Below are 21,766 nucleotides of genomic sequence, written 5' to 3'. Positions count from 1 at the left end.
TTATAAAGATTCAACGTGTTTTACAACATTATCAACAGTAAAGCCATACTCTTCAATGACTTTTTCTCCTTTTGCAGAAGCACCGAATGTGGAAATACCAAGAACCTTACCAGCTGTTCCTGTATATCTTTCCCATCCGAACGGAGAAGCCATTTCGATAGCTAGACGCTTCGTTACAGCAGACGGAAGGACACTTTCTTTGTAATCCTTTGATTGCTGTTCAAAACGATCCCATGAAGGCAAGCTTACAACTGAAACATCTATTCCTTTAGCTGCTAGCGCAGACTGTGCTTCAACCGCAAGATGAACTTCAGAACCAGTTGCTAATAGAATGGCGTCTGGTGTTTCTTTGGATGCCTTGCTCACCACATAAGCACCTCTTTTAACACCTTCATAAGCCTGCTCTTTCGTTCCTTCTAACGTCGGAAGGTCTTGCCTTGTTAACACTAAAGCAGTAGGAGTTTCTTTTGACTCTATAGCCAATCGCCAAGCTGCTTGTGTTTCATTACCATCCGCTGGTCGGATAACTGAAAGATTCGGGACAGCACGAAGAGAAGCTAATTGTTCAACAGGCTCGTGTGTCGGTCCATCCTCCCCAACTGCAATGGAGTCATGGGTTAACACGTACGTTACCGGCATATTCATAATAGAAGATAGACGAACAGCTGGACGTAGATAATCACTGAACACAAAGAATGTTCCACCGAAAACTTTTAATCCACCATGAAGCGCCATTCCATTTAGTGCAGCAGCCATAGCAAATTCACGTACACCAAACCAAACGTTTCTTCCATCTGCTTCTACTTTAGAAAAATCGCCTGCATTCTTGATCGTTGTTTTATTGGAACCAGCTAAGTCTGCACTACCACCGAAAAGGTACGGTACAGATTGGGCAATTCCATTCAACACTTCTCCTGAAGAAGCACGTGATGCTAACGCAGAACCTGGCTCGTAAGTTGGTAAGTCTTGATCCCAACCTTCAGGTAACTCTCCAGCAATCGCTAATTCTAGTTCTTTAGCCAATTCTGGATACTGTTGTTTATAGCTTTCAAATAAGGTGTTCCACTTTTCCTCTTCATTGCTGCCACGATCTACGATTTTTTCTTTAAAATCCGCATAGACTTCATCCGGTACATGGAAGTCATCATGTGGCCATGCGTAAAATTCTTTCGTAAGCTTCGCTTCATCTCCACCTAATGGTGCACCATGTGACGCGGAAGAAGCAGACTTGTTCGGAGATCCGTAACCAATAACCGTTTTTACTTCAATTAAAGTCGGTTGATCCTGATTGATTTGTGCCTCTTTAATGGCATTTGCAATTGCATCCACATCATTTCCGTCTTCTACACGGATCACTTGCCAGCCATATGCTTTGAAACGATCTTCTACATTTTCAGAAAAAGATTTATTCAACTCTCCATCTAAAGAGATATCATTAGAGTCATAAAGAGCGATAAGTTTTCCTAACCCTAAGTGACCAGCTAAAGAAGCTGCCTCGTGGGAGATTCCTTCCATTAAGTCCCCATCACTTACGATTGCATAGGTGAAATGATCAACAACAGAATAAGACTCTTTATTATACTTTGCAGCAAGATGCTTTTCTGCCATCGCCATCCCTACAGACATCGCGATACCTTGTCCAAGTGGGCCAGTAGTAGCTTCTACTCCGTCCGTGTGATGTACTTCTGGGTGACCCGGTGTTTTGGATCCCCATTGACGAAATCCTTTTAGATCATTAATCGATAAATCATACCCAGATAAGTGCAATAGACTATATAAAAGCATAGAACCATGACCAGCCGATAAAACGAATCGGTCGCGGTTAAACCATTTTGAATGCTTCGGATTATGGTTCATAAATTCTGTCCATAACGTATAAGCCATCGGTGCTGCTCCCATTGGAAGTCCTGGGTGACCAGAGTTCGCGTTTTCAATCGCATCAATAGACAACGTTCGAATTGTATTAATCGAAAGTTGTTTTGTTTCATTTGTCATGTATGTATCCCCTTTCTTTTTTCCACATATGTACACTATTAATCCTATAATGAAACGTACGAAGAAACAAGCATAATAGTAAGAAAAAAGTCATTTCTTACTATTATGTGTTTGATTTAATGAAGCCTTTTAGAATTATTCCGCAAAGCTTTTACTTTTTCCGGTGTGACATCTTCCCCATTTGGATCGACAATTTTCATATTTTTGAATTGATTCTTAAAGGATTTTCTCACATTTTTCAAATATTCTTCGCGAAGTTCTTGCTGTTCATTCTTTTCTTCACTCGTTAGCCCATCTTCCTTCGCTTTCTTTGCTAACGCATTTATTCGATTCAGCTTTTCTTGTGAAATCATTCTTTTCCTCCTACATACACCATATCGTGCACGTTTCTTGTAAATCTAAACGAAAAAAGACAAGAAACACCAACAGGCATCTTGTCTACCTTAATCTTATACTATCGTTTTCAATCCTTGGTTTCAAGCGACATGTACTCACGATACCTTCTATGAATGGTTGCTCGAGAAACAGAATAACCGAATCCAGTTAAAGTTGCTGCAATTTCTTCAAAAGTTAGGTTGTTTTTCCGTAAACGAATCACTTCATCCATAGGAATTTCCGTCCGTGATCGCCCTGGAGATCGGTCAATATGCTGAAAGTTCTCACTGGGGTTGTACCCTCTCTTGATCGCTTTCTTCATACCGCGCTTGATCTTCATATTATGAATTCTTCTTTGATATTCTTCTACTACACTTACGATTTCTAACACCATAGAGTCTGATTCCGATAATTGAAATTCACCGTTCTGGCTAAGCGAGTAAACTTTGACTCCTAGTTTGTTGAGTTGATGAAAAATAGCAATTTTTGAATTTCCCCGTCCGAGCCTCGTTTCATCCTGTATAAGAAGAACATCCGCTTGTTGATTCGCAAATAAATCAAGCATCTGGAAAACTCCTTCTCTTTCCAACTCATAACCACTGTACCTCTCTTCAATGATATCTACTATATGAAATTGATAATAGCTTGCTAGATTTAATAGTTCTTGTTTTTGTCGGTAGAGCGAGGTTTCCTGCTCTTCTTTTTTTGTACTTACTCTACAATAAATGATTGCATTCATGTTAGCTACTCCGTTCTATTATATGGAAGTCATGGTTACGTACATGAAAGCAAGGGTGGCAGCGAATAATCCGATATAGAAAAAATCTACTTTTGATAGTTTATGAAACATATTAAACACCTCCGCGCTAAAATGAGAACAATTGTTCTGATAATCTAATATTATAGCGAACACCCGTTCTTGTCAACTACTTTTTTTCGAACGCTTGTTTGTATATTGTTGAAATGCATGCTATACTATTGGTAATAAATCTATGTGTGAGGTGTGTTGTCTATGACAAAACTATCAAAACGACAACAAGCAATATTAGAATACATAAAAGAACAAGTACTAGATAAAGGGTATCCCCCTTCCGTAAGAGAAATTGGGGAAGCAGTTGGATTAGCATCAAGCTCTACCGTCCACGGGCATTTATCTCGTCTAGAAAAGAAAGGCTTTATTAGAAGAGATCCGACTAAACCACGCGCCATAGAAGTTCTGAATATTGATGGAGATAATACCATTCCTACACATGAAGCAGTGTTCGCTCCTGTCATTGGTAAAGTAACCGCAGGTCTGCCGATTACGGCTGTCGAGAATATTGAAGAGTATGTTCCTCTTCCACCAACTATCGCTAGCTCTGGGGATAACATCTTCGTTCTTGTCATTGAGGGGGAAAGTATGATTGAAGCGGGAATATTGGATGGAGATATGGTCATCATTAAACAACAGCAAACCGCTCAAAATGGTGAAATTGTAGTCGCGATGACGGAAGATGAAGAAGCAACAGTAAAACGATTCTTCAAGGAGAAAGATCATATCCGACTGCAGCCTGAAAACGCCACAATGGAACCACTTATTTATCAAAACGTTATCATATTAGGAAAAGTAGTTGGATTATACCGAGACATCCACTAAAAAGGAAGACTCAAAACGATTATGTTTTGAGTCTTTTTATGTGTTAATCGAACTACCTGAAATTAGATGTATGTTGTTGAGTATTCTTGTTGTGGAAATACATAGCTAATTTATAAAACAAAAGTGTGAGAGATAAAACTATAGTATAGATGGGTAATGAATAAGCTAAGCTCCAACCTTTGTACACAAATATCCCCAATTTAATAAGAAGATATTCGACTCCCACAGCAAATAAGTTCCAAGCTAACAAGTACCAAAATAATTGGAAACCTTTCAACTTGAAATAATCCAGAATGTAAACAAATAAGTAACCGAAGGCTGGATAGACCCCATACAATAAAAGATCAAAGATTTCATATTTAGTAGAATCCATAATATCATAATAATTTAATGGACTTACTGCCAATGAGTGATCCAAAATTTTCGGATAGGACATACTTAGTAAAATAATAAGTGGTGTTATCTCTTTTGGTATTCGTTTTGGTAAACACATAAAAATAATAATATTGATTAAAATGCCAATGATAACGGCCCATTCATTCTTATCAAATGCTTCCGGAAAGTGAAGTAACATGCTATCGCCTCATCAATCTATGACTTCTGTACCATTTCCATAGTAGATAGGAAAGAAAGACAGTGAACGACCATTCTAATAAAGAATGAGTAACTGAATAATTTTTAGCCTGGATAACATGGAGATGGATAAATGTAAATTCAACACACGACATGATACAAGTATTCACTACTAAAACAGCAATTTTCTCTAAAGCACTCCTCATTCTCACATAAAGGTCAAAAAAGACAATGATAAGGAGTGGATATAGAAGAAGTCTTTTTAAAAAATGTGTCCAAAAGTCCTTCATGTCTCCTGTCATAGTAAGTACTTCAAAATTGACTATTAGGATAGTAGTAACGGAATGTGTGATAATCCAAACCGTCATCCATATAAAAAAGATCTCGAAAATGTGTAGCCTCTTCTTATACATGCAAAAGGCAACCAGAAGTAAAACTTGGATGAACATATATACAGAAAGCGTCATGAAATCACCTTATACTTCCCGCAGAGTTTCATTTTCGTTTCCACGATCCTCTACTCCCATTTCACTTATTCAAGCTACCACCTGTTACTTCTTGATCATGTTTTATCGTTAAAAAAAGCATAACAATACTAAATAGCGATGACAGGATTGTACTGACAATGTGCAACTGTATAATCAAGTTCAACTTTCTTTTCATCTTCTCACTTTCTTTTCCCATAATCATGGATAGTATGAGTCTTGCACAGCATTTTATTACAAGTTTTTCTAAAAATTAGGCTAGAACGGTTCGTCCAGTCAATATGAGAAGAATCCAATATAATATAGGAAGAATTTTTAATAGAGGTGGGATTAACTTGAAAAAGAAGTGTCCAATATATTTTGACGAGATAATGATAAGTACAATGGAAGATTCGGCATCCTTAAACTTCGGGAAAAATATTTCCAAGCAGAATTTCAATATAACAAAAACAAACCAAATAAGTGGTCAAATTACTGGTGACCATACAACTAACGATTTGCTTACGATTGACTCCGATTTATATAATTTTGGGTAATAGACTTCAAAGGAATTTTCAAGTGTATGTTGGAAACAAAAAATACTGTCCAGTACATGGTGTACGGGAACAGTATTTTTTAAAATTATCAGATTTTAGGGGCGATTTAGGGGCAGAGGCATTAACATAATGTACAAACCACAAGCACCCCAATGCAAAACGTTGATATATCAATCTTAGTACTGTTGCAAGTACTGGTCTCTTTCCCAAGGGTGTACTTGTGTTCTGAACATATCCCATTCGATTTCTTTTGCTTCAATGAAATGTTCGAATAGATGCTCGCCTAAAGCTTCCACAATGATAGAGTCTTTCTTTAATTCTTCTAGTGCATCAGCTAAAGTTGCTGGTAAGTCTTGAACACCATTTGCTTCTCTTTCTTCTTTATCCATAATGTAGATATTACGGTCTACAGCTTTAGGAGCAGACAGTTTGTTTTTAACTCCATCCAAACCAGCAGCAAGCAGTACAGACATTGCAAGATAAGGGTTAGCTGCAGGGTCTACACTACGTACTTCAATACGTGTGCTTAATCCTCTAGAAGATGGTACCCGGATTAAAGGACTTCTGTTTGAACCAGACCAAGCCACATAACAAGGTGCTTCATAGCCTGGTACGAGACGCTTGTAAGAGTTAACAGTTGGATTCGTAACTGCTGTAAAGCTCAATGCGTGTTTAATGATACCAGCAATAAACTGATAAGCTGTTTCACTTAATTGTAAAGGACCGTTTTCATCAAGGAATGTGTTTGTTTTACCTTGGAATAAAGACATGTTACAGTGCATACCGGAACCGTTGACGCCGAACAATGGTTTTGGCATGAATGTTGCGTGAAGACCATGCTTTCTTGCAATTGTTTTCACAACGAGTTTGAAAGTTTGAATATCATCCGCATGCTTCACTGCATCTGCATATTTAAAGTCAATTTCGTGTTGACCAGGAGCTACTTCGTGGTGAGACGCTTCCACTTCGAAGCCCATTTCTTCTAATTCTAATACGATATCGCGACGGCAGTTTTCACCTAGATCCGTTGGAGCAAGGTCAAAGTATCCACCTTTATCATTCAATTCAAGCGTAGGTTCACCTTTTTCATCTAGTTTGAATAAGAAGAACTCTGGTTCTGTACCAAGATTAAATGCAGTAAATCCTAATTCTTCCATTTTCTTCAGATTACGTTTTAAATTGTAACGAGGGCATCCTTCAAACGGTGTACCGTCTGGGTTGTAGATATCACAAATAAATCTAGCAACCTTCCCTTTTTCTGAAGTCCATGGAAATACTAAAAATGTATCAAGATCTGGATATAGCTTCATATCCGATTCTTCAATACGTACAAACCCTTCGATGGAAGAACCATCAAACGCCATTTCATTATCTAATGCTTTATCTAGCTGACTTAGAGGAATTTCCACGTTTTTAATTGTTCCAAGTAAATCCGTGAACTGCAAACGGATAAACTTAACGTTTTCCTCTTCCATTCTTTTTAAGATTTCTTCTCTGGTTAACTTTGAACCCATTGTGTATCCCACTCCTTTATTTATTAATGGAAGAATCGAGATAATTCTCCCTGTCTTAATGATGTTTTCCCAAGACGTCCAGAATCAAAAAGTTCTTTTTGAAGCATACGCCTCAATTCCTTTTCAGAAAGCTCTGGTTTTTCATCGCTTTCCTCGATCTCTTTCGTCTTCGGTAATTCTTTCATGGAAAGTACCTGTTTAATTCCAGCTAGGTTGATTCCCTTTTCAATGAGTTCTTTTATTTCTAGCAATCTATCTACATCATTGAAAGAAAATAATCGCTGATTCCCACCTGTTCGAGAAGGATGAATTAAATCATTTTCCTCGTAATAACGAATTTGACGAGCGGTAAGTTCCGTTAAGGATTTAACTATTCCGATGGAAAATAAGGGCATAGATCGTCTATCGACATTGCTCATAATAGCACCCCCTCTATGTAGCTTTCCATATTCCTATTATACATTTGGAATATTAGTTGTCAATAGATGTTAGCTTTCTTTACATAAAAATATTTTGACAATTTTGTAGATTCTTATTTTGGAGATAATCCCTTTTTTTCTAATGCCTGAACAGCTTCGATAATGGCGATCTTTACGTGTGCATAGGTTAGACCACCTTGTACAAAAGCTGTAAATGGCGGTCGAATTGGTCCATCCGCTGTTAGTTCTATGCTTGCCCCCTGGATAAACGTTCCCGCTGCCATGATGACCTCATCCTCATAACCAGGCATTGGAGAAGGATATGGTGTAACATGTGCATTAACCGGTGAGGATTGTTGAATGGCCTGGCAAAATGCCACCATTTGATCCGCGGTTTGGAAGTTAACTGCTTGTATTAAATCTGTACGTGTTGCATCAAACGTTGGATGAGTTTGAAAGCCCAGTTCGGAAAGAAGCTTCGAAGAAAAAATCGCCCCTTTAAGCGCTTCTCCAACGACATGTGGTGCAAGGAAAAAACCTTGGTACATTTCCTGAAGCATTCCTAGAGATGCCCCAATTTCTTTTCCTAATCCTGGCGCTGTTAACCGATTGGCTGCTTTTTCTATTAAGTCCTTACGACCTGCGATATAGCCTCCTATTCTTGCGATTCCACCTCCCGGATTTTTGATTAGAGAGCCAGCGATGATATCTGCTCCCACTTCAATCGGTTCTTGTACTTCAACGAATTCTCCATAACAATTATCCACAAATACAAGGACATCTCGTTTTACTTCTTTCACAAATTGAATCATTTCCCTTATTTGCTCAATAGTGAAAGATGGCCGATCATCGTAGCCTCTTGATCGCTGAATTCCAATTACCTTGGTTTTTGGTTGAATAGCTTTTTGAACCTGGACATAATCAATAGATCCATCCTCTAGTAAAGCTACCGAGTTGTAATCAATTTGAAACTCCTTTAAGGACCCTTCACCTTTTTCCAAAATGCCTTCTAGTGTGTCATAAGGTTGTCCAGTTATGTATAACAGCTCATCTCCAGGACGCAATACGCCGAACAAAGCTGTCGATATCGCATGGGTACCAGAAATGAGTTGAGGTCGAACTAAGGCATCCTCGGCACGGAATACTTCCGCATAAACCGCTTCTAGCGTATCGCGGCCATAATCATCATAGCCATATCCCGTTGTCGGATTAAAATGACTGTCACTTACTTTTTGATTTCTAAATGCTTCTAACACTTTTCTCTGATTATGTTCCACGATTTTGTCTGTCTGTTGAAAGAGTGGCCATAGTTCGGATTCTAGTGTATCAATTTGCGATTGGTTCATATTTTCTTAGTTCTCCTTTAATTTATAGCTCAACGGATGATTTGGATCGGCATACCCGTTATAAACATAAGATTCTATTTCTTCTTTAAACGATTTATTTTGTACAATCGTTTTTCGCTCTAATAGCTGAAGAAAATTTCCATCTCCAGAGTCGACTTCCACTCGGTATGGTTCCCACTGATCCATCATCACTTCTTCTACTTTGTGTAGCACTCTTCTTAAGTCGATTGGATCATGAGCGCTTATCGTAATGGATGGTTGCACGCTAGGGATAAACGCCTCTGTTAACATATCCTTTTTATTGTAAACCGTTAACATTGGTAATTGGTCTGCGCCTAATTCTCCCAATAAACGATTGACCGTCTTTTGATGCTGTTCCTGATCTGGATGAGAGGCATCCACCATATGGATAATAAAATCCGCCTCCGTTACTTCCTCCAAGGTAGATCGAAATGCTGCAATCAAAGTAGTTGGTAAGTCTTGAATAAATCCAACCGTATCCGTTAGAAGTGTTTGAAAACCAGATGGCAAAGCGATTTGCCGTGTAAGCGGGTCTAGTGTCGCAAACAATTGGTCCTCTTCTAAAGATTGACTTTTCGTTAATCGGTTAAATATCGTCGATTTTCCAGCGTTCGTATAGCCTACGATAGCAATCTGAAAGGCTTTGTTTTCTTTTCTTCTTTTTCGGTATTGCGAACGTTGATTTACTACTGTATTTAAGCGGCGTTTCAGATCATCGATTCGTCTCTGAATGTGACGACGATCAGACTCAAGCTTGGTTTCCCCGGGACCTCTTGTTCCGATCCCACCACCTAAACGAGATAAAGCAAGCCCTTGACCGTATAACCTTGGTAATAAATATTGATATTGGGCAAGCTCGACTTGAAGTTTCCCTTCCTTCGTGTTTGCCCTTTGTGCAAAAATATCGAGAATAAGCTGACTTCGATCAATAACACGCACCCCAAAGCGATCAGACAAATTTTTCGATTGTCCAGGAGATAACTCATCATTAGAGATGACTAATTCAATGTCGAACTCTTCCACCAGCTCCGCAATTTCTTGTGCTTTTCCTTCGCCTAAGTATAAGGCGGGGTGAATGCGATCCCTTTTTTGTGTGACAATTTTCAAGACATCCCCTTGTGCTGTTTCCGTTAAAGACTGTAATTCCTCCAAGGAGGATTGAAACCGTTCTTCATCTTGATTAGGATGTTGAACCGCAATTATTAAGACATTTTCCTGCATATACGTACCGACCTCTTTTCATAAGTTACCTTTATCATATCAAAGAGTGATTTGATTGAAAAATTCGTTGTAAGGAAGGTGATTAGTATTTGCTAAAAAAGGCTTTCTATGAAATCAAAAGGCCCTCCCAAGAAGGAAGGACCGACTCATTCTAATATAAGGTCATGCTTTGTAATCAACATTAAGTCTTCTGTACTGTAATGACGCTTTTGTACAATTCGTACCGCGTGTTTTCGAATCGCTTTTTCAATGGCATTTCGCACGAATCTTGCGTTCGAGAACCCTTTATTATCTTGAGCTCTTTTTTGCTTGCTTAAGTAGTCACGTAGCTTCCACTCTGTTTCTTTCGATAGCCGATATTCACGCTCTGCCGTCATTTGTTTGGCGATGAGCAGTAACTCATCTACAGAGTAATCGTCAAAATCTAGAACGATAGGAAAACGGGACTCTAGACCTGGATTTAAAGATAAGAAATGGTCCATTTCCTCTGGATAGCCAGCAAGAATGAGGATAAAATCGTTTTGGTTATCTTCCATGTGCTTCACTAACGTATCTATCGCTTCTTTTCCAAAGTCCTTCTCTCCACCTCTAGCTAATGAGTATGCTTCATCAATAAACAGGATGCCACCCATCGCTTTCTCGACGAGGTCTCTCGTCTTTTGGGCCGTGTGACCGATATACTCACCAACTAAATCTGCCCGTTCCGCTTCTATAAAATGCCCTTTTTCTAATACATCCATTTCATAAAAGGCATTTGCTAGCTTACGAGCGACCGTAGTTTTTCCAGTTCCAGGGTTCCCTTTGAACAACATGTGCAATACTTGTTTTTGAGCTTTTAAGCCAACATGCTCTCTCATTTGATTGATTTGAATGTTGGCGTAGATTTCTTTTACCGTTTCTTTTAGGCGGCTCATCCCTATAAAAGAAGAAAAATCTTTTTCAATTCGATTGAATGGATCTATACGGTCAGATTGTTCATGATGCTCCATGACAATTTTTTCGCGATCATGTAATACGATATTGATTTGACCATGTTTGTTAAATGATACTTGAGATTCCACGTCACCACCCCTTACTACTTCATTATACGTCGTAGCTGGTTAGTATGTGACATCAGCCTATGGACAAATTATTTAATTACATAAAAGTCCGACTAAAGGATAAAAGCTATTATAAGGAACTACTTAAAACTTAAACTTGGATAATGCAGCTTGTAGATTTTGAGCCATATCAGACAACGTTTCGGATGATGCAGAGATTTCTTCCATTGTTGCAAGTTGCTGTTGTGTTGCAGAAGCGTTTGTTTCATTAGATTCAACACTATCCCTCGCCGCTGTTCTTACATGAGCCATAGCTTCGACTATTTGCTGACTCTTACTAGAAATGTCTTCTATTGTAGAAGAAACTTCACGTACATTAGCTGTTACATCCCCAATTACATCTTGGATAGATTGGAAGGATTCACTAACGTTTCCCGTTTTATTAATTCCCTCTTCTACTTTAACAGTTCCTTGATTCATCGCTTCTACTGCTTTATTGGTTTCATTTTGTATATCTTCTATAAGTCTTGAAATATGTTCGGTAGACTTGGATGACTGCTCTGCCAATTTCCTAACTTCCGAAGCAACGACAGCAAAACCCTTACCATGTTCTCCTGCACGCGCCGCTTCTATAGCTGCATTTAAAGCAAGAAGGTTTGTTTGTTCTGATATTTCTCGAATTAAGCCAACAATGGTACCAATCTCTTTAGACTTTTCACCTAAATCAGTTACAACTCCGCTAATTTCATTTACAGACATACTGATTTCATTCATTTGTTTTACCACGGCTTCAACCGCAACTGAACCTTCGTTTGAGTTATCGGACGCACGACTAGAAAGAGATAAAACCTCTTTACTATTAGTCAGGGCCACCTGAACTCCAGATTTCATATTTTCCACGGAACTAACAACTTGTTCCACATGATTTAGGGTTAATTCCGTTCCTTCTGCTGATTTTTGAGTAGACTGAGCAACCACCTCTGATGACTTTGAGCTTTCTTCTGCGCTTGCAGACAATTCTTCAGAAGATGCCGCCACTTGTTCTGATGTGTGGGAGATAGTCTGTAAGAGATCCGACAAGTTCTCTCTCATTTGTCCTAAACTAACCACTAGCTCTCCAATTTCGTCTTTGGATTTATCCTCGACTACATATGTGAAGTCTCCATCACCAGCATTACTCATCGCCTGTGAAATTTTCACGAGTCTACTTCGAATACTTCTGGAGAAAAGTAAAACACTGATAATAGATAGGATAACTATGATTACTAGAACAATAAAGAAAATCCTCATAAAACTATAAATGGTATTATCTATCATTGCTTCAGAAGCTCCAACATACCAAATTCCAATAACCTCTCCTGAGTCATTTATAATTGGTGAATAAGCTGATTGGTACATGTTCCCAACAACTTCCGCTTCTCCGTAATAAATCTCTTCTTCGTCCATTACCTTTGCTTTCACTTCTGCCGATACTTGAGTTCCAATTGCCCGTTCGCCCTCTATCATAACATTGGTAGCGATCCGAGTATCTCCTTGGAAAATGGTTACTGTATCACCTGTCATTTCCCCGATGGCATCCACTAATTCATAATTCTCATTCATTTCGGTATCGCCCTTATAGAGAGACCCATCCTCGACTTTCCATGATCCTGGATATTTAGCGTCGATGTATTCGTAAGCAAGAGTTAAGTCTGATTTCGCTTTCTCTAATGCAATGTCTTTCAATCCCCGGGACATGTTGTTCATGACTACATAAGAAATAATAGCTGAGAATGTTAATATAATGATTAATACAATTAAATTAATTTTTGTTCCAATCTTAAGTCGGTTTATAACTTTCAAGTTCTACACTCCTGCTGTTTTGGATTTCTGTTCTTTTCGATTTAATATAACCACTACAACCTATTTAGAATTCACTTGCTGATTAATAACTTCTATCTGCTCTTCTTTTAAAATCTTATCAGGATTAATGAGTAACAGTAGTCTATTTTCTATAGTTGCAACTCCATCCAAAAAGTCTAAGTTTTCTTTCACATGTAGACTATTTGTTTGTTGCACGGAGTCTGGGTGAATGTCGATCACATCCGTAGCAGCATCTACTATAAACCCATATTGCGTACCATTAACGTAGACAATTACTATTCTTGATAATTCCGTTTTCGCAGCCTCTCCCATATTTAATATTTCTTTCAAATCAATAATAGGAGAAATATGCCCTCTTAAGTTTAATACCCCTTTTAAATAAGAAGGTGTTCCAGGAATTCTTGTTAGTTCTTTTATTGTTTCTATGGATACTACTTTCTGGATATCCAGTGCATATTCTTGATTGTCCAAATGAATAACTATTACTTTCATATATTAAAATCCCTCCTTTCAATAGGTAAAAAGTAATACTCAACATAATATCGGTTCTTTCCTTTATGTATTGAAGACCTGATTTCTACTAAACGAATAGTTTTTTTCGGAGTGTTTTGAAAAACTATGTAGAAAATGATTATGGCCATCAAAAAGTACTATTTTGCCATGTTTCTTACCAGTGATTGTTACAGGATTTACCACCTGTTGCCGACACATTTACTAATATAGTAATACCAAGTAAATATGATTTATAACTTAAAGAATTTTAAGAGAAAAAAAGTCTAATACCTCCGCATTTTTACCGAAGTATTAGACTAATGATCAATCGCACCCGATTGTAGAATAACCTTTTTCTATTGAATAGTATATTTGTAATGCGCAGTAAATGAATTTGTTTTGTAGATTGTTCTTCTTCAAAATAAGCACCCGTTCTTAATTTTATGGGGTAATACACGATGATCAAGAAGAGGCTAATTTCATGTAATGTTAGAAATACACAAGCCGGGCAAATATCGTCCATCATCCTGCATCTGCTCGACTTTCTGCCATTACCGCTGCTGTTTTTTTATTACTGCGACCCATAATTCGTTTTTATTCTCCTCCGCTGGCAAATAACATTCCAGACTAGGTGAATGGGCAAACTCATAATTCGAAGTCGGGAGCCATTCTTTATATAGACGCTGCCAAAAATCTACAATCCGTTCTGGAGGGCCGGGTACTTCAAATACGGCCCAAGTGGCTGCTTCCATTTCCTTGGATTCCATTCCTTCTGGCGTCTCTTCGTCGGAAACAGCAGACAACATGTAGTAAAATTCCTCCCTGTCCCCAACAAGTTCACTATACCAAACCCCCATTATACCTTTGGCTTTGTCTGTATTATGAATCTCCCATAACCTTTCTTTATTCCCTCCCGCTTCCGCAGCGCCCTTTATTTGGAACATCCTGTCATAAACATCCTTGAGATCATGAACCCCCTTCGTGTAAATACGCTCCTTAATACCCACAATCCTAAAACTACTCATTTCCTCAATTCTATAGTACATTTCCTCAACCCCTTGTATTGTAAGTTGGAAGGTTAGTCGGGGATACACTTTCAACCTCGACCCCGCGTTACGAGCGGTAGTCGGTGTGATCCCATGTAAATGTTGGAACGCGCGTGCAAACGCCTCAGGGGAATCATAGCCATACTTGAGTGCGAGATCAATCACTTTCTCATTGCTATTCTGCAGATCCATAGCCGCTAACGAAAGTCGTCGCCGTCTAATATACTCAGACAAGGATACCTGGGTGATAAAGGAAAACATCCGTTGAAAGTGATGCGCGGAACAACAGGCAATTCTCGCAACTTCCTCGTAAGTTATTTCGTCCATAATGTGTTCTTCAATATAGGCAATGGCCGCATTCATTCTGGTAGTCCACTCCATTCCTATCACCTTCCTCTCACTATTCACTATAAGGCATGTTAAGTGATATTACCTAGCATTTCATGCGCTTTAATGTAAGGACAACACCTTCGAAATTTGCCAATTAGAACAATCTTGAACTTGCGCAAACAAGTGTTGGAATAGCTCGGGTGTTAGAGGCTTGCGTCGTTTATCATATATACTCAAGTTCATTAGTCATTGCTGCCAATCGTTGTCCCACTACTGAATAATTGACGGAACCCAATACTATCAAAGAAAAAAATCTGCTTCATACGGGATAAAATCACTTTTCGTATGCCCTTGTTAATCAATCCATCTTAGTCAAAATAATATAACGACCTCTAACAAACATTCCAATAATATAAGCATCAAACGACTCCCTCAGAATCATATTTTCCATAATAATCAAAAAGCATGTCTTTTGACCTATTTTTTCATAAATTGCTATGTGAAATTACCTAATTATATTCTACCAACTTTACCCATCATGTAAAATGCAAATGTCTCCCCCAATGAAAGGGGGTGAGATTAGTGGATGAAAAAGATGTTTTAAGAAGGTTTTCCGATTTTGAATTGAAGGTCATTAGAGAACGTCTAGAGCAATATACAAAAGATATCCGATTCAGAGATCTGAAAAACCTTTTGTTTTTAATAGTTGAAGAAATTAACATTAGAAACAATAGATAATCCAGGATTCTAACTCCAATAGTTACTTGTGTATTTGTGTCAGATACAATACTGGGGGAGACCCCAAACTCCAAAAAAAAGAGGATTTGACCTCCGTCAAATCCTCTCAGATTTAAGCCATTTATAATGTCTTAGAGAGTTTGGTTATGATTTGCCATGCTTATTTCTCGACCAATTTTATATAATTCCTTTTGGCTCAAGCCCCGTGCCTGAGCCACACTTTCAATTATTTTAATTTCTTTTATGTATTCATCAGGCGCTAAATATTCTTCAAACTTTTCAAACACGTAATAATAAAAAACACCTAAAAACTCAATTGGTAGTTCATTATAAAAACTATTTGGATTCAATCTTCTATCACCCTTTACCGTAATTAAAAGCCTCGCCTGATTTCAACTGATAAGATTTTTTTACGCCATTGTAGTTGATTACTTATTCTATTCAATGAATAAAAGTAATGCAAGTTAATTTTTCATTTCAGAAACAGGCAGTAAAATTTACAATTAGGTAAACCATATGAACCAAATAGTTGTCTAACCTCAGACAAAAAGAAAAAGACGCGTATAGCGTCCTTCCTTTACTCTTTATCTAATGTTACATTTTTAGCAGGCGCGAAAGTCGAAATAGCATGTTTGAAAATTAGTTGTTGCTTCCCATCTGTCTCTAGTAGAACAGTGAAATTATCGAAAGCTTTTACAACTCCACGAAGCTGAAAGCCATTAGTTAAGAAAACAGTAACCTGAATACGTTCTTTACGAAGCTGATTTAAGTATTGATCCTGAATCATAACCGATTGAGACATTTTGTGTTCCTCCTCTTTTTATCTGTATTGTTTATTTCTATTTTTATCTAATCTTTCCTGCAAGATCGGATAAAATATTTTGAAATACAGTTTCCTTTGTTTCTGGAAGTATGGAATACCAATCCACGTTCATTTTATTTTTGAACCACGTCATTTGTCGTTTCGCATACCGCCGCGAATTTCGCTTCAATAGCTCAATCGATTTCTCCTCGGACTGCTCACCCTCAAAATAAGGAATAAACTCTTTATAACCAATTGCTTTCATCGATTGACTATCTGTTAATCCTTTCGTATAAAAGTATTCCACCTCTTTCATCAATCCTTGTTCGATCATTTGATCGACTCGTAAGTTTATACGTTCATAAAGCCTAGAACGTTCCATTTCTAATCCAATTAATATAGGTTCATATTTAGACTCTTCCAATTGTTTTTCATGATTCTCTGTCATCGTTTGGCCAGTTCGGTCATAGACCTCCAGCGCTCGGACTAACCTTCTCGTATTGTTAGGGTGTACCTTTTCTGCTTGAATTGGATCAACCTTTTTTAATCGTTCGTAAACCGCATTAGTTCCCTGGAGCTCAATTTCTTTTTCAATTTTCTTTTGATACGTATCATTTCGTTTGGTCTCTGAGAACTCATAACCGTACAATGCAGCTTGTATGTATAGACCTGTTCCACCAGCTATGATCGGTAATTTGCCTTTTTGAGAGATCTCTAGAATCGAATGCTCCACAAGGTTTTGAAATTCCGCGACTGAAAAGGATTCATCTGGTTGTTTGAAGTCAATCAAATAGTGTGGGATACCTTGACGTTCTTCCTCCGTCACTTTTGCTGTTCCAATGTCCATCCCTTTATAAATCTGCATCGAATCCCCACTAATGATTTCACCTTGAAACGCTTTCGCAATCTCGACACTTAATGCTGTTTTCCCTACTGCCGTCGGTCCTACAATGACTACCACCTGTTGTTTCATCGTTTTTCACCTAATTTATGAATTTCTACCTTTTTGTTTTCTCATTATACAGCAACAATCTGATTTGGCAATTTGCTTTTCAAGAAATAGTCGAAAAGTTATAGACGAATCTACAACAATGGAGATATCCTTTCAAGAATATCTCCATTCCCACTTATTCATAGGCGGTATAAGCTTGTAACATCCAGACATGCTTCTCAAATCTACCTTGCAATTCATTTAAAATGTCAACTGTTGGTTGGTCCTTTTGTTCCTCCGCCAACGGAAAACCAATTTCCTTAATCTCTTTAATAATTGTCCGATAATCTTCTGAGAGCTGATGGATAATTTCATTTTCCTTATCATCTGCTTGTGCTTCTTGTAGTGTGGCCTCTTTAATATACTTGTGCATCGTTGCTAATGGTTTTCCTCCAATAGCCAAAATTCGTTCCGCTACATTATCCAAGTCACTTGCCGTTTCGTTATAAAGCTCTTCAAACACTTCATGTAGTTTAAAAAAGTGTCTCCCTTGAACAAACCAGTGATAGCGGTGAAGTTTTACGTAAAGGACAGCGAAGTTTGAAAGCTCTTGATTTAGAAAGTTAATTAATTTTTGATTTTCTTGCATCCCGCATCTTTCCTTTCTCAGTTGCTGCTCTTATTTTAGGTAGGAAGCGCCAATTTATTCAGATTACTGGACTTTATGTAAAAGATATTTGCCCGTAAAAGTCCGGTAGTTCTTTCCGAAAATCTTTGGCATATTTTTCCGGCAACAACACTCTTCGTACATCCGACAACGAAAATTTTACATTTCCTACTAATCGCCACTCTCTTTCCATATAGTAATTATTTTTATCTCCGTCTGCTTTAGAGGCATCAAATGGCTTCAAAAACGCGAAAATGTTTTTCACTAAAAAATCATCCATCTCTTGTAACAGGTGAGTAAGCTGGTCATCGTTTCCTACCTTTTTCTTTAACCGTTCCATCGTATAAAAATACTCGATAATCTTATGATGAAAAAATTGATCTCTTGTTTCTTTCTCTTGATAGGAAGGAGATTGCAATTCTTCCCCATCTTGAATGACTTTTTCCCGCTTAATACTCTCTACGACAGAACCGTTTTTCACAATGTAGAAGACGGGATTAGCACCTAGTCGTACTAAAAACTCTTTCGAAAATGAAATCCCAAAAGAGCTGTACTTTTCCATATGTAAAGATAAATCATCGATAGGAATATCGGCAAAACAAGTCATCTCAGGTGAGATGATGTCTTCTAAGGTTCGAGCTTCTGTATGTATTTGTATTCGGCTGGATCTAGCTGGATTAAATGGTTCATGAAGGAGCCAGCCCGACCTTAATATTTGAACGAGTAATTGAAATCTTTCCTCTTCCTCCTCATGTCTTCCAACAAAATGCATGAGTTCTCTTGACACATAACTTTGTCTCGTCATACCATCGTCCTTCCCCTCTGATTCATTGACTAGGTTCTATTTTTTACGAAACAACCAAAATTATGACAGAACTTATTAGGGCATTAGACCTGCTTACCTTGCAGCATATGCGCCTATTTTACCCTTTTCAACAAATTTCTAAATATTATCCATTTTATGGCTATTTTAGTGCTAAAATAGAAACATGATTTCCCCCTTCTTAAGCCGGTTATAAGCCGGCTTTTTTTTGCACAAAATAGGTTGGAAAAGTGTTAACTTCCCACTTTACAGACGAATGATTACAGAATAATTAGAATGTTACTTTTCAATTTCTGGAATTCATTCATATTTGATAGAAAATGCGACGTAAGGATTTTTGAATATTTACTAAAAAGTCAAGTTTAGCCTAAATGCCACGTTCCGGCAGAATACTTCGCTTTCCGCGGGCACGGCCTCAGCTTCCTGATATGAACGAAACTGTCAACCTCGCGCTGTTCCCGCTGGAGTCTACGTAATCTGCCTACGCTTGTAGGTATTTTCTAATATAATGGGTTATTAATACCTATAAAATGAGAAGGCCGGAAACACCTCTGACTTGAAAAGAACTCCGTACTAAGCTGCGGAAAAATGCGAGACTCCTTGAAAATAAACCCCAATTTTCTGCGTGCGAGGTTAAGCTTCCGCAGTATTCCTTGTCTGGGAAAGGAACAGTTGAAGACCCCGAAGGGATGCACCTGCGTCTTCTAGTTATGCTTCGTGGTAAAGTTCCTCGGTGCAAGGCAGCGAAGTAGATTACTCGCTGAAGTAGCCTGGCTGAGGCGTTCCCCACGGAAAGCGAGTATTTTTCCGCAGCGCCGGATTAGCAGTCAACTTGTTAAAGAAAATAAAAGAATCACTATTTCGTTACGTCGCAATTTATATATTATTTGCAACAAAATTAACAAAAGAAAAATCCGAACTGATTCGAATTCTAATGAGAGATTTCGAATCAGTTCGGATTTTATTAGGATTAGAACACTTCTTTCCCAGCTTTCTTTACATAACTCGTTTAAACATCTTTTCTAATTCATAGCTAGAAAAGTGAATGATAATGGGTCGACCGTGTGGACATGTAAAAGGATCCGTAGAAGCCCGTAAATCCTCTAGCAATTGAAACATGTCATTATAATTTAAGTGATGATTGGCTTTAATCGATCGTTTACAAGACATTAAGATAGCAGCATCTTCTCTCAGTTTATATAAGTCAACCTTACCTTCCTCCATGACTTGGTCCACAATTTCTCGAATCGTTTCCTCTTCAAACCCTTTCGGAAACCACTGTGGATGGGAACGAATAATATAGCTTTGTTCCCCGAACGACTCAAAAAATAAACCGACTCGTTGTAGCTCTACTTGATGTTGTTCGATAAGGAGTGCTTCTTGTCTAGAAAAGTCAAAAGTAATCGGAATGAGTAGCTCTTGTACTTCGTTGGCCACTTCTCCAATTTTTTCTTTAAAAAATTCGTATTTAATTCGTTCCTGTGCCGCATGCTGATCGATTAAGTAAAGCCCTTGTTCGTTTTGAGCTAAAATATACGTTCCGTGATGTTGGCCAATTGGATACATTACGGGAACCCTACTTTTTGGTGCTTCCTTTTCTGGCTGCTGGAAAGAAAGTTCCACGGAGGGTTGCTCTTGCCCAGAAGTAGAAAGTTCTTCATAGTCAGCCTGAAGCATCTTTTCAGCAACCGATTGTTGCGTGTCTTCAAACTTATCTTTTTCAACATCTTCCTGATGATTTATTGTTGATTGTCCAAACGAAGCAGTTGGTTCACTCCGTCCTACTGGTGATTGGTATAAATCAAGCATTCCTTGCTCACTAGCTTCTTCTTCTCGTCTTTTTTTCGGCTGTGGAACATCTGGAATTAAACTTTGTTTTCGAAACGCTTGCTGAATCGTTTGTTCCACTGCTTCAAACAGCTCTTTTTCTTTACTAAAGCGCACTTCTAGCTTGGCTGGATGCACGTTCACATCAACCAAAATTGGATCCATGTCTATTTTTAAAATGACTAATGGATTTCTGCCGATTGGAAGCAAGGTGTGGTAGCCTTTTAAAATAGCTTTTGATAACGGAATGCTTCGAATATAACGACCATTAATAATGGTAGACATATAGTTTCGGGAAGCTCTTGTAATTTCAGGTTTTGCTATATATCCTGATATACGAAAGTCTAACGTTTCATGCTCTACTTTTATCATTTTTTTCGCAATGCTTACACCATACACTTGCGCAATGACTTGGAGTATATCATCACGGCCAGGAGATCGAAATAAGGTCCGATCATTGTGCGTCACTTCAAAGCGGATGTCCGGGTGAGATAAAGCCATTCGGTTCATCACATCGGTAATATGTCCAAGCTCTGTATGGATGGTTTTCATATATTTTAAACGAGCAGGTGTATTGTAAAACAACTGGTCAATAGTGATTTCGGTCCCTTTCCGAGCCTCACTCTTGGACTTTTGCTTCAATATGCCACCCTCGAATTGCATTTCCGTACCCGCTTCTTCCCCAGTGGAAGTCTTAATTGTTAACTTACTTACTGCAGCGATACTGGCAAGCGCTTCACCACGAAACCCGAGCGTTCGGACATGAAACAGATCATCTTCATTCCGAATCTTACTCGTAGCGTGACGAGAGAACGCTAATGCACAATCTTCTTCTGTCATTCCATCTCCATCATCGGTGATTTTAATACGATCTAATCCTGCCTCGGCAACTTCCACCTTAATCCAAGTGCTGTTCGCATCGATGCAGTTTTCTACGAGTTCCTTTACGACGGAAGCAGGCCGTTCCACTACTTCCCCTGCCGCAATTTTATTGGCAAGGGAGTCTGGCATTTGAAATATTTTCATACGATAATCCTCTCCCGCAACTTAAGAAATTTAAAAATTGGCTTAGTGTGGATAACTTGC

21 protein-coding genes are annotated in these 21,766 nt (G+C 38.3%); 3 read left to right on the top strand and 18 right to left on the bottom strand.

Annotation, left to right across the window (positions count from 1 at the left end; genetic code table 11):
• From tkt to KO561_RS09400, 3 genes are all read right to left on the bottom strand, one after another.
• Positions 1 to 1,995, bottom strand: coding sequence for a transketolase (gene tkt, locus KO561_RS09410; protein WP_231096845.1), 1,995 nt, complete (start codon positions 1,993 to 1,995; stop codon positions 1 to 3).
• A 116-nt stretch (positions 1,996 to 2,111) separates the two neighbouring features.
• The gene (locus KO561_RS09405; protein WP_231096844.1) at positions 2,112 to 2,348 is read right to left on the bottom strand and encodes a DUF896 domain-containing protein; all 237 of its coding nucleotides are present in this window, start codon (positions 2,346 to 2,348) and stop codon (positions 2,112 to 2,114) included.
• A 110-nt stretch (positions 2,349 to 2,458) separates the two neighbouring features.
• On the bottom strand, positions 2,459 to 3,109 hold the full coding sequence (locus tag KO561_RS09400) for a YneB family resolvase-like protein (protein ID WP_231096843.1): 651 nt from the start codon (positions 3,107 to 3,109) through the stop codon (positions 2,459 to 2,461).
• A gap of 273 nt (positions 3,110 to 3,382) precedes the next feature.
• On the opposite strand from KO561_RS09400, the gene lexA reads away from it, so the two are divergent.
• Entirely contained in the window at positions 3,383 to 4,006 is a 624-nt protein-coding gene (gene lexA / locus KO561_RS09395) for a transcriptional repressor LexA (protein WP_231096842.1), read from the top strand.
• 52 nt (positions 4,007 to 4,058) lie between these two features.
• Here lexA and KO561_RS09390 read toward each other — a convergent pair whose 3' ends face one another.
• Positions 4,059 to 4,580 carry a hypothetical protein gene (locus tag KO561_RS09390; protein WP_231096841.1) on the bottom strand — a complete coding sequence of 174 codons (522 nt, stop codon included), beginning with the start codon at positions 4,578 to 4,580 and terminating at the stop codon, positions 4,059 to 4,061.
• An 819-nt stretch (positions 4,581 to 5,399) separates the two neighbouring features.
• Here KO561_RS09390 and KO561_RS09385 point away from each other — a divergent pair.
• On the top strand, positions 5,400 to 5,600 hold the full coding sequence (locus KO561_RS09385; protein WP_231096840.1) for a hypothetical protein: 201 nt from the start codon (positions 5,400 to 5,402) through the stop codon (positions 5,598 to 5,600).
• Positions 5,601 to 5,776: 176 nt separating this feature from the next.
• Here KO561_RS09385 and glnA read toward each other — a convergent pair whose 3' ends face one another.
• From glnA to KO561_RS09345, 8 genes are all read right to left on the bottom strand, one after another.
• Positions 5,777 to 7,114, bottom strand: a complete 1,338-nt coding sequence (gene glnA / locus KO561_RS09380; protein WP_231096839.1) for a type I glutamate--ammonia ligase — start codon at positions 7,112 to 7,114, stop codon at positions 5,777 to 5,779.
• A gap of 23 nt (positions 7,115 to 7,137) precedes the next feature.
• Positions 7,138 to 7,533: a MerR family transcriptional regulator gene (locus KO561_RS09375; protein WP_231096838.1), complete on the bottom strand. Its 396-nt coding sequence runs from the start codon at positions 7,531 to 7,533 to the stop codon at positions 7,138 to 7,140.
• Positions 7,534 to 7,646: 113 nt separating this feature from the next.
• Complete coding sequence (locus tag KO561_RS09370) at positions 7,647 to 8,879, bottom strand: methionine gamma-lyase family protein (RefSeq protein WP_231096837.1); 1,233 nt, start codon at positions 8,877 to 8,879, stop codon at positions 7,647 to 7,649.
• A 6-nt stretch (positions 8,880 to 8,885) separates the two neighbouring features.
• Positions 8,886 to 10,121: a GTPase HflX gene (gene hflX, locus KO561_RS09365; protein WP_231096836.1), complete on the bottom strand. Its 1,236-nt coding sequence runs from the start codon at positions 10,119 to 10,121 to the stop codon at positions 8,886 to 8,888.
• Positions 10,122 to 10,267: 146 nt separating this feature from the next.
• On the bottom strand, positions 10,268 to 11,182 hold the full coding sequence (spoVK, locus tag KO561_RS09360) for a stage V sporulation protein K (RefSeq protein WP_231096835.1): 915 nt from the start codon (positions 11,180 to 11,182) through the stop codon (positions 10,268 to 10,270).
• 123 nt (positions 11,183 to 11,305) lie between these two features.
• Positions 11,306 to 13,003: a methyl-accepting chemotaxis protein gene (locus KO561_RS09355; RefSeq protein WP_231096834.1), complete on the bottom strand. Its 1,698-nt coding sequence runs from the start codon at positions 13,001 to 13,003 to the stop codon at positions 11,306 to 11,308.
• A gap of 60 nt (positions 13,004 to 13,063) precedes the next feature.
• Entirely contained in the window at positions 13,064 to 13,516 is a 453-nt protein-coding gene (locus tag KO561_RS09350; protein WP_231096833.1) for a chemotaxis protein CheW, read from the bottom strand.
• Positions 13,517 to 14,067: 551 nt separating this feature from the next.
• Positions 14,068 to 14,943: an AraC family transcriptional regulator gene (locus KO561_RS09345; protein ID WP_231096832.1), complete on the bottom strand. Its 876-nt coding sequence runs from the start codon at positions 14,941 to 14,943 to the stop codon at positions 14,068 to 14,070.
• Between the two features lie 531 nt (positions 14,944 to 15,474).
• On the opposite strand from KO561_RS09345, the gene KO561_RS09340 reads away from it, so the two are divergent.
• Positions 15,475 to 15,630, top strand: coding sequence for a hypothetical protein (locus tag KO561_RS09340; protein WP_231096831.1), 156 nt, complete (start codon positions 15,475 to 15,477; stop codon positions 15,628 to 15,630).
• Positions 15,631 to 15,761: 131 nt separating this feature from the next.
• On the opposite strand, the gene KO561_RS09335 is transcribed toward KO561_RS09340, so the two are convergent.
• The 6 genes from KO561_RS09335 to mutL all read right to left on the bottom strand — a co-directional run bounded on the left by KO561_RS09335 (position 15,762) and on the right by mutL (position 21,706).
• The gene (locus KO561_RS09335; protein WP_231096830.1) at positions 15,762 to 15,980 is read right to left on the bottom strand and encodes a hypothetical protein; all 219 of its coding nucleotides are present in this window, start codon (positions 15,978 to 15,980) and stop codon (positions 15,762 to 15,764) included.
• A 227-nt stretch (positions 15,981 to 16,207) separates the two neighbouring features.
• On the bottom strand, positions 16,208 to 16,432 hold the full coding sequence (gene hfq, locus KO561_RS09330) for an RNA chaperone Hfq (protein ID WP_231096829.1): 225 nt from the start codon (positions 16,430 to 16,432) through the stop codon (positions 16,208 to 16,210).
• A gap of 43 nt (positions 16,433 to 16,475) precedes the next feature.
• On the bottom strand, positions 16,476 to 17,405 hold the full coding sequence (miaA, locus tag KO561_RS09325) for a tRNA (adenosine(37)-N6)-dimethylallyltransferase MiaA (protein ID WP_231096828.1): 930 nt from the start codon (positions 17,403 to 17,405) through the stop codon (positions 16,476 to 16,478).
• A gap of 154 nt (positions 17,406 to 17,559) precedes the next feature.
• Positions 17,560 to 18,012, bottom strand: coding sequence for a Dps family protein (locus KO561_RS09320; RefSeq protein WP_231096827.1), 453 nt, complete (start codon positions 18,010 to 18,012; stop codon positions 17,560 to 17,562).
• Between the two features lie 73 nt (positions 18,013 to 18,085).
• Positions 18,086 to 18,835, bottom strand: coding sequence for an abortive infection system antitoxin AbiGi family protein (locus KO561_RS09315; protein ID WP_231096826.1), 750 nt, complete (start codon positions 18,833 to 18,835; stop codon positions 18,086 to 18,088).
• A 1,014-nt stretch (positions 18,836 to 19,849) separates the two neighbouring features.
• On the bottom strand, positions 19,850 to 21,706 hold the full coding sequence (gene mutL / locus KO561_RS09310; protein WP_231096825.1) for a DNA mismatch repair endonuclease MutL: 1,857 nt from the start codon (positions 21,704 to 21,706) through the stop codon (positions 19,850 to 19,852).
• Between the last annotated feature and the right edge of the window lie 60 nt (positions 21,707 to 21,766).

This window comes from Radiobacillus kanasensis (assembly GCF_021049245.1).
Taxonomy (GTDB): Bacteria; Bacillota; Bacilli; order Bacillales; family Amphibacillaceae; genus Radiobacillus; species Radiobacillus kanasensis.
This window is presented reverse-complemented; position numbering and strand designations above follow the sequence as displayed.